The sequence below is a fragment of the Ancylobacter vacuolatus genome, from assembly GCF_030813595.1.
In the GTDB taxonomy this organism is placed as follows: Bacteria; Pseudomonadota; Alphaproteobacteria; order Rhizobiales; family Xanthobacteraceae; genus Ancylobacter; species Ancylobacter vacuolatus.
Genome location: NZ_JAUSUH010000008.1, coordinates 71054 through 80000, shown reverse-complemented (window position 1 = coordinate 80000; position 8947 = coordinate 71054). Strand labels below are relative to the sequence as shown.

The window sequence follows — 8947 nt, the reverse complement described above, 5'->3', positions numbered from 1 at the left end:
TATTTAAATCCGGCTTAATGTCGCTACGCTCAAAACCTCTTGACGAGGTTGGAACCAGCGTACCCTTCGCAGGGTAGCGCGGCTCCGAGAACGTAAGACCGCCGAAGTCTCATCCGACTTCCCCGACCGAAGCTGGGGAAGTCCGCAAGGACCCCGCCGTCCACGTTTCTCTTTCTTACTCTTCACTTGTCAAACAGCATGGGCCGAAACCCGCGAGCCGAAGCTCAAATCTCCCGAGGAACCGAAGTCCCTCAACCTATGGGCTCACACCCATAAGCGCATCGAAACCTCCCGTCCGGTTTCCACCGGCCGCCGCAGCCTCACCAAAGTGGGGTGCTTCAGAGGAGCGCCAAACCCGCCGTTGCGGTGGCGCCGCGTCGATGGGCGCTTTATAGGGGGAGGCCGGGCTGACTGTCAACGGCCTTCTTCAAGAAAAATGACAGGTTCACGACCTTGTTGATAAACCTGTCGTAAAAGGGAATTAAGACTGACCTTTCAATTGGTTAGCCTTGCTGTCCCAGTTTCGGCGCCCCGCGCCGGCCCTCCGTTTGCCCGCTTTTTCCGGCCCGCCCAGCGGCCCCGCCGGTGTCGCGCGTGCCGGCTGAAATCGCGGCAAATCCAGCATCTACGGGCACTCGCGCGTCCCGGCCCTCAATGGTCGGAGAGCACCACATCCTCGTGCCACTCGCCCTCGACCTCCTTGATGATCGCCTGGCCGCAGATCACCCGTCCCTTCACCGGGTCGAAGGTCAGGGTCGGGCTGCCCTGCAGCTGCCAGCCCTTATTGAGCGCGGCCGAGACCCGCTTGCAGAAGGCCTGGTCGTCCGGTCCGGTGAGATAACGATAGAGCTTCATGTCGGTCTTCTCCGTAGTTCGGCGGCTTTTCAGCGTCGCCGGTCACATCCGCGCCGCGATCGCGTCGGCGAGCGCGACGGTCCTGCGGGCGATATCGGCGTGCATGCGCTCCACCATCCGCCCCTCGACCTGCACCACCCCCTTGCCGGCATGTTCCGGCCGGTCGAACAGCGCGATCAGCGCCCGCGCCGCCGCCACCTCTTCTTCCGGGGGTGAGAAGGCGGCATTGCAGGGGGCGATCTGGTCGGGGTGGATCAGCGTCTTGCCATCGAACCCCATCGCCGCCGCTTCCGCGCATTCGCGCGCGAAGCCTTCGATATCGCGGAAATCGTTCCACACCGCGTCGAGCACCCCGGTCCCGCCGGCCCGGGCCGCCAGCACGCAGTGCGACAGCCAGCTCGCCATCGGTGCGCGCCCGGGCACGATGCGCGCGCCGGTTTCCTTGGAGAGGTCGTTGGTGCCGAGCGCCAGCACGGCAAGCCGGCTCACCGGGTTCTTCGCCGCCAGGGCGATATCCAGCGCCCGCAGCACCGCGATCGGCGTCTCGATCATCGCCCACAGCCGCAGCGAGGGCGCCGCGCCCAGCGCTTCCAGCGCGCGACCGACGGTCAGCAGCGTCTCCGGGTCGCTCACCTTGGGCAGCAGCAGCGCGTCGGGCCCCTCCTCCCTCGCGCTGGCGGCGGCGATCATGGCGAGGTCTTCCGAGAACCAGGGCGTGTCGACGCCATTGGCCCGCACCACCACCTCACGCGGCTTGAAGCCGCCCTCGCTCAAGGTCGCCGCCACGCGGGCGCGAGCCTGCGCCTTGGCATCCGGCGCCACCGCGTCTTCCAGGTCGATAACAATGGCGTCGGCGGGCAGGCCTCTCGCCTTTTCCAGCGCGCGCGGGTTCGAGCCCGGCATGAACAGCACGCTGCGGCGCGGACGGACGGGTGTGGACATGATTCGCTCGGCTCATTGGCAGGAAAGTGCGAAGAGCCTATCCCGCTCTCTGGCGGGCTGCCAATCGGGCGCCGGTGCCCGGTCGCGCCGCCTTTATGGGTCAAGGCCATGGACGAGACTTACGACGTGCTCATCGTGGGCGGGGCGATCATGGGCGCCGCCACCGCCTATTTCCTCACCCTCGATCCCGCCTTTCGCGGCCGTGTCGGCGTGGTCGAGCGCGACCCCAGCTTCGCGCAGGCGTCCACCACCCTGTCCGCCGCCTCGCTGCGCCAGCAATTCTCGATACCGGAGAACATCCGGATGTCGCTGTTCGGGCTGGACTTCCTGCGCAGCGCCAAGGAGCGCTTCGGGCCCGATACCGATCTCGCTTTTCACGAGGGCGGCTATCTCATCCTCGCCTCAGCGGCCGGCCTGCCGATCCTCACCGCCAATCACCGCGTCCAACAGGCGGAGGGCGCCGACATCGCCCTGCTCGACCCCGCAGAACTGAAGGCGACCTTCCCGTGGCTGAATGTCGAGGATCTCGCCGCCGGCGCCTATGGCCGCTCGGGCGAGGGCTGGTTCGACGCCCACGCCTTGCTCGCCTGCCTGCGCAGCGCGGCGAAGGCGCAGGGCGCGCATTTCATCACCGGCGAAGTGGTGGGGCTCTCCCGCGAAGGCACGCGCATCACCGGCGCGACGCTGGCGGATGGGCGACGCCTCGGCTGCGGCGCGCTGGTCAATGCCGCCGGGCCGCGCGCCGGGCGCGTCGCCGCCATGGCCGGCATCCCGCTGCCGGTGGAAGGCAAGAAGCGCTGCGTCTTCGTCGTGCATTGCCGCACGCCGATCGAAAAGCTGCCGCTGCTGGTCGACCCTTCCGGCTTCTATATCCGCCCCGAAGGCGCCTACCAGATCTGCGGCGCCCCGCCGGCGAGTGACAATGACCCCGACGCGGACGGCGATTTCGAGGTCGACTGGTCGGTGTTCGAGGAGAACATCTGGCCGAACCTCGCCCATCGCATTCCGGCGATGGAGGAGCTGAAGGTCATCCGCGCCTGGGCCGGGCATTACGAGATGAACCTGCTCGACCACAACGCCGTGATCGGCCCGCACCCGGAAGTCGCCAATTTCTTTTTTATGAACGGCTTCTCCGGCCACGGCCTGCAGCAGGCTCCCGCCGCCGGCCGCGCCATCGCCGAATGGCTGGTGCATGGCCGCTCGCTCTCGCTCGATCTCGACGTGTTCTCCTATGAACGCATCGCGGCCGGCCGCCCGCATGCGGAGCTGAATATTATCTGAGGGGGGACGGGATATGCGCGTCGCAGGGCTAGACGGCTGCAAGGATCGCGGCGACGGCAAGGGCGGCTGGGTCGCGGTAATCGTCGAGCCGGATGGAAAGGCGCACGCCTCGCGCATTGAAACCCTCGCCGAGTTATTCGACCGCCCCCTCGCGCCCGACATCATTGCGGTCGACATGCCGATCGGGTTGCCCGAGCGCATCGAGGCTAAAGGGCGGGCGCCGGAACGGCTGGTGCGGCCCCTTCTGGGCAACAGACAGTCCAGCGTTTTCTCCATGCCCTCGCGCGGCGCGGTCTATGCCAGTGCGGCTGAAAACGTGCCGGAAGCGGATCGCTGCCGTCATGCCTGCGCGCAGGCGCGGGCGACGTCCACCCCGCCGCGCGCGGTTGCCAAGCAAGGTTTCGCCCTCTTTCCGAGGATCATCGAGATTGACGACTGGTTGCGCGCCAACGTCACGATGCAGGAGCGGGTGTTTGAATGTCACCCCGAAGTGAGCTTCTGGGCGATGAATGGCCGCGTGTCGCTGGAGCACCCTAAAAAGGTGAAGGGCGTCCCCGCCGCGCCCGGCCTGGATCTGCGCCGGCGCCTTCTCGCCGAGGCAGGCTTTCCGCCCGAACTGCTCTCGCCATTCGCGGCGCGCGAGTTGAGGGTGGGGCAGGACGATCTCATCGACGCCTGCGCCGCCGCCTGGACGGCTCGCCGCATCGCCCGGCGCGAGGCGACGAGCTTCCCCTCCCCGCCCGAGCGCGATGCCCACGGGCTGGCCATCGCCATATGGGCCTAGCGCAGCGCATATAACGCTTCCTTCACGTCGAAGGGACATGCCATCCGGCGCTGCCTTGACATAATTACACGTCAATTTTGTGCATTTATTTCTTTTGTACGTTCTAAATTGGTGTGATAGAAAAATAACCCACTGACGAGAGGGAATAGCGCATGGCCGCGCCGCAGCAGCAGAAACTGAAGGTCAATGGCCCTGTCGCCGTCACCGCCAACCGTCTCACCGACGGCGCCGTGGTGTGGCGCACGAGGGACGGCGGCTGGTCGGTCGATCTGGCGGATGCCACCGTGGTGACGACGGCCGATGCCGCCATAGCCCTGCTGGCGGAAGCCGGCAAGCGCGATCTCGACGCGGTCGGCCCTTATGTTGCCCCGGTTACAGTGGATGACCAGGGCACCATCGGCCCCGGCAATCTGCGCGAGCGCATCCGCGTCGCCGGCCCGACCTTCGAACTGCCTCACTGACGCATAAGGCCGACCGCTGACATGTATGCCTATGACGAATTTGACCGCGCCTTTCTGGCCGAACGTGTCGCCGAGTTCCGCGACCAGGTCGGGCGCCGGCTGTCCGGCGCGCTCTCGGAAGACGAGTTCAAGCCGCTGCGGCTGATGAACGGCGTCTATCTGCAGCTGCACGCCTATATGCTGCGGATCGCCATTCCCTATGGCACGCTGAACGCCGCCCAGCTGCGCCGCATGGCCCATGTCGCCCGCGTCTATGACCGCGGCTATGGTCATTTCACCACCCGGCAGAACATCCAGTTCAACTGGATCAAGCTCGACGAACTGCCCGAAGCGATGGCCGCGCTGGCCGAAGTCGGCGTCCACGGCATCCAGACCTCGGGCAACTGCATCCGCAACGTCACCACCGACCAGTGGGCGGCCGCGACGCCGGAAGAATGCGACGACCCGCGCATCTGGGCCGAGATCCTGCGCCAGTACTCGACGCTGCACCCGGAATTCACCTATCTCCCGCGCAAGTTCAAGATCGCCATCACCGCCGCCGGCCATGACCGCGCGGCGATCAAGGTGCACGATGTCGGCCTGCGGCTGCACCGCAATGAAGCGGGCGAACTCGGCTTCGAGGTGCTGGTCGGCGGCGGGCTCGGCCGCACGCCGTTCGTCGGCAAGTCGATCCGCCCGTTCCTGCCGGCGCGCGAGCTGCTGAGCTACATCGAAGCGATCATGCGCGTGTACAATCAGTACGGGCGCCGCGACAACATCTACAAGGCGCGCATCAAGATCCTGGTGCACGAGATCGGCGCCGAGGAATTCTCCAAGGCGGTCGAGGCCGAGTGGGAGGCCACCCGCGAGGGCGCGCTGCACCTCACCGACGAGGCCATCGCCGAGATCCGCGACCGCTTCATCTACCCCGCCTTCGAGACGCTGGCGAACGAGCCGGCCGCGCTCACCGAGGCGCTGGCCGACCCGCGTTTCGCCACCTGGCACCGCAATTCGGTTCACGCCCACAAGGTGCCCGGCTATTCGATCGTCACCATTTCGCTGAAGCCCGTGGGCGCCCCTCCGGGCGATGCCACGGCGGACCAGATGGACGTGGTCGCCGACCTCGCCGAGCGCTACGGCTTCAGTGAAATCCGCGTCGGCCACGAGCAGAATCTGTGCCTGCCGCATGTGGCGCAGAAGGACCTGCCGGCGCTGTGGGCGGCGCTCGACGCTGCCGGCCTTGCCACGCCGAACGTCAATCTGGTCAACGACATCATCGCCTGCCCGGGCCTCGATTACTGCGCGCTGGCCAATGCCCGCGCCATTCCGGTGGCGCAGGAGATCGCCAAGCGCTTCGCCGATCTCGACCGGGCGCGCGGCGTCGGCCGGCTGCACATCAACATCTCCGGCTGCATCAATGCCTGCGGCCACCACCATGTCGGCCATATCGGCATTCTCGGCGTCGAGAAGAACGGCCAGGAATTCTACCAGATCACCCTTGGCGGGCGCGCCGACGAGCACGCCCAGCTCGGCACGCTGCTGGGGCCGGCAGTGTCCTATGAGCAGGTGCCCGGCCTCGTCGAGGATGTAGTCGACACCTACATGGAGCTGCGCGCCGGGCCGCACGAGCTGTTCATCGACACCGTCGCCCGCCTCGGCGTCGAGCCGTTCAAGGAGCGCGTCTATGCCGCTCATTGAAAAAGGCGAGATCGTCGAGGACAGCTTCGTTCGCGTGCATGATGACGAGGCGCTGCCGGAGGGCGCGCCGGTGCTGATCGGCCTCGACCGTTTCCTGAAGGAGGCGGAGGCGCTGAAAGGCCGGCAGGCCCCCATCGGCCTCGTCTGGCCGAACAACCGGCCGATCGCCGAGATCGCGCCCTATCTCGACCAGCTGGCGCTCATCGCGCTCAACTTCCCTTCCTTCCGCGACGGGCGCGCCTATAGCCAGGCGCGGCTGCTGCGCGAGCGGCTCGGCTGGAAGGGTCCGCTCCGCGCCATCGGCAATGTGCTGCGCGACCAGTTCCTGCTGATGGAGCGTTCCGGCTTCGACCAGATCGAGGCGGTGAAGACCGCCGACGCCGAGGCCTTCGACGAGGCGACCCACCGCTACACCGTGTTCTACCAGCCGGCGACCGATGCGCGCCCGAGCCTGCTGCGCCAGCGCCTCGGTCGCACCCTTCCGGGAGTACGTTCATGAGCTTCCAGCGCCCCGGCACGGATTTCGCCCCCGCCACGCCCTGCACGGACGAAGTGGGCGGGCTCGCCTGCGCGCTTGCCGACGCCGGCCCGACCGACATCATCGCCGCCGCCCTGCGCACGCTTGGGGCCGGCCGGCTGTGCCTCGTCTCCTCCTTCGGCACGGAATCGGCCGTGCTGCTGGCTTATGCGGCTGAGGTCGACCGCTCGATCCCCGTCGTCTTCCTCGACACCGGCTTTCTGTTCGAGGAGACGCTGGCCTATCGCGACACGCTCACCGCCCGGCTCGGCCTCACCGATGTGCGCAGCATCCAGCCCGATGCGGCCCGTGTGGCGGCGCTCGATGAAGGGCGCGATCTCTGGTTCACCGACCCCGACACCTGCTGCCGCATCCGCAAGGTGGAGCCGCTGGCGCGGGCGCTGGAAGGCTTCGGCGGCTGGCTGAACGGGCGCAAGCGCTACCAGGGCGGCCAGCGCGCCTCGATCCCGGTGGTCGAGCGCGACGGCATCCGCCTGAAGTTCAACCCGCTGGCCAATCTCGACCGCGCAAGCGTCGAAGCCGCGCACCGGGACTTCGCCCTGCCCGACCATCCCATGCTGGCCAAGGGCTTCACCTCGGTCGGCTGCATGCCCTGCACCAGCCGCGCCGCCGCCGGCGAGGATTCCCGCGCCGGCCGCTGGCGCGGCAAGGGCAAGACCGAATGCGGCATCCACACGCTGCTCAGCACCGTCGGCACCTGAACCGCGCCGGCGTCTTCCTCGCCTTCCGGCGGCAGATGAAAAACCCCGCTCACCTCACGGTGGCGGGGTTTTGTATGTCGGCAGCGGCCGCTCGATAGAGGCCGGCCGGGCGCCCCTCAGAGCAGCGTCTGCAGCCGGGCGAGGCCGGCGGCGAAGCCCTTGAGCGAGACCGTGAACGCCAGCGGCTGGCCGCCCTCGAAGGCGCGGGTGGTGATCTTCAGCTGCTGGCCGGTCTTCATCTGCGCCAGCGCCTCGCCCTCCAAGACGAAGGGCACCATGCAGCCCGCCGGCAGGCAGACCCTGAAGGGCTGCGGCGGCAGCGGGGCGGCCGCGTCGATCTGCATCGTCGCCCCGCTCGTCAGATCGATGCCGAAGGGCAGCGCCAGAACGCCGGTCAGGCTCTTGCCGTCGGCGGCCCCGATCTCGATCGTCAGCGCCCGCTTCTTGCTCTGCGGGTCGGTCTGCACCTGCGTCAGCACGCAGACGCGCCGTCCGCCCGGCAGCCCGCAATTCACCGTCCAGTCGTCGAAGCTCTCCTGCAGCGAGGTCGCCCCGCCCGGCAGGGTATCGGCGGGCTTGGTGCCGGCCGGCTTGCCGGCGTCCGGCTTGGGCGCCGCCGCAGCGGGCTTGGGCGCCGTCTGCGCCGTGGCGGGGGTGATGACGGCAGAGGTCATGCCGGCAGATCCCAGCGCGGCAAAACCCAGCACGGCGAGCAGGAGCGGGCGAAGCGGACGGGCCATCTGTCTTGTTTCCTTCAAGGAACGTGCCCCGGCCAGGCGCAGGGACGAGCGGGGACGGTCGAAAGCCGGCCCCGCCGGCGCCGCGCGCCGGGCGGGGGGTGCCGCGTCGGCGGCAGCGGCGGGCGAAGTGTCGCCCGCTCAGGCGGCAGCGGCGGCCTTGGCCGCCTTCGGGGCGGAGGCTTCCACCAGCGTCTGCCAGCCGAGCTGCGACGCCAGATGCAGCACCACGAGATCACTCCAGCCTTCGGCATGGAACGTCGCCACTACGTCCGCCGGCAGGGCGCGGAAAGCCGCCTCGTCCACCATGCGGAAGCCGTTGATGACCGCCTCGGGGGGCGGCGCCTCGGCGGAATCCTTCGGCGCGTGGTAGTTGATCCGCACCGAGCGATCGACCAGCAGCTTGTGCTCCAGCAGCGCCTTGGCGAAGGCGGCGATCCGCAGGGCCTCGACACGATAGCTCTCGCAGAACGCCATCGCCGCCTGGCTGGTGGGCGTGGGCTTTCCGGCGGCGTCGAAGAAGGCGTCCGCCTCCCCCTCCGACACCCGGTTGACCACGCGCGGCGAGGCGCTGTCGACCGCCAGCATCGGCGCTCCGCCGCTCTCATTGGTCATGGGCACGAAGGGGTAGCGGCGCACATAGCCGGGCACATAGGTCCCCGCCCGCCACTGGCCTTCGCCATCGACAAACAGGTTGCGCCCGGCCGCCACGCCCAGCACGGCGAGCGGCGTGGCGGTGGCGTCGGGCGCGAAGACGATCGGGTAGTGGCGGCTCGCCGGCGCGAACTCGCTGGCCACCAGCGGCACCACGGCGGTGTCGGCGGCGAAGCGGAAATCATGCGCCCGGCGCAGGCCGAACGTGCCGTGCTCCTGGCTGCGCAGCAGCATCGGGGTCCGGTAGAACAGCGGCAGGGCGGAAGCAGTGGTGGATGTCATGGATGTTTCCTCACTTCAAAAGCAGTCTTCCGCCG

Annotated in this window: 10 protein-coding genes; 6 read left to right on the top strand and 4 right to left on the bottom strand. The window is 68.2% G+C overall.

Annotated features, from left to right (window positions below):
* Positions 1–651: 651 nt before the first annotated feature.
* Both J2S76_RS16585 and J2S76_RS16580 read right to left on the bottom strand, forming a co-directional pair.
* Positions 652–855, bottom strand: coding sequence for a DUF1737 domain-containing protein (locus J2S76_RS16585; protein WP_307062112.1), 204 nt, complete (start codon positions 853–855; stop codon positions 652–654).
* A 42-nt stretch (positions 856–897) separates the two neighbouring features.
* Positions 898–1797: an HpcH/HpaI aldolase/citrate lyase family protein gene (locus J2S76_RS16580; RefSeq protein WP_307062110.1), complete on the bottom strand. Its 900-nt coding sequence runs from the start codon at positions 1795–1797 to the stop codon at positions 898–900.
* Between the two features lie 108 nt (positions 1798–1905).
* Between J2S76_RS16580 and J2S76_RS16575 the strand changes: the two genes are divergently transcribed.
* The 6 genes from J2S76_RS16575 (at position 1906) to J2S76_RS16550 (ending at position 7239) form a co-directional block, all read left to right on the top strand.
* Positions 1906–3078 (top strand): NAD(P)/FAD-dependent oxidoreductase, encoded by a 1173-nt coding sequence (locus tag J2S76_RS16575; RefSeq protein ID WP_307062108.1) that lies wholly within the window; start codon positions 1906–1908, stop codon positions 3076–3078.
* 13 nt (positions 3079–3091) lie between these two features.
* Positions 3092–3862, top strand: a complete 771-nt coding sequence (locus J2S76_RS16570; protein ID WP_307062106.1) for a DUF429 domain-containing protein — start codon at positions 3092–3094, stop codon at positions 3860–3862.
* 152 nt (positions 3863–4014) lie between these two features.
* Positions 4015–4323: a DUF2849 domain-containing protein gene (locus J2S76_RS16565; protein WP_307062104.1), complete on the top strand. Its 309-nt coding sequence runs from the start codon at positions 4015–4017 to the stop codon at positions 4321–4323.
* 21 nt (positions 4324–4344) lie between these two features.
* Positions 4345–6000, top strand: coding sequence for a nitrite/sulfite reductase (locus J2S76_RS16560; RefSeq protein ID WP_307062102.1), 1656 nt, complete (start codon positions 4345–4347; stop codon positions 5998–6000).
* Positions 5987–6499 (top strand): DUF934 domain-containing protein, encoded by a 513-nt coding sequence (locus tag J2S76_RS16555; RefSeq protein WP_307062100.1) that lies wholly within the window; start codon positions 5987–5989, stop codon positions 6497–6499. Before J2S76_RS16560 ends, J2S76_RS16555 begins: the two co-directional genes overlap by 14 nt.
* Positions 6496–7239, top strand: a complete 744-nt coding sequence (locus J2S76_RS16550) for a phosphoadenylyl-sulfate reductase (protein ID WP_307062098.1) — start codon at positions 6496–6498, stop codon at positions 7237–7239. Before J2S76_RS16555 ends, J2S76_RS16550 begins: the two co-directional genes overlap by 4 nt.
* A gap of 116 nt (positions 7240–7355) precedes the next feature.
* Here J2S76_RS16550 and J2S76_RS16545 read toward each other — a convergent pair whose 3' ends face one another.
* Entirely contained in the window at positions 7356–7979 is a 624-nt protein-coding gene (locus J2S76_RS16545; protein WP_307062096.1) for an invasion associated locus B family protein, read from the bottom strand.
* A gap of 138 nt (positions 7980–8117) precedes the next feature.
* Positions 8118–8912 (bottom strand): SapC family protein, encoded by a 795-nt coding sequence (locus J2S76_RS16540; protein ID WP_307062093.1) that lies wholly within the window; start codon positions 8910–8912, stop codon positions 8118–8120.
* Between the last annotated feature and the right edge of the window lie 35 nt (positions 8913–8947).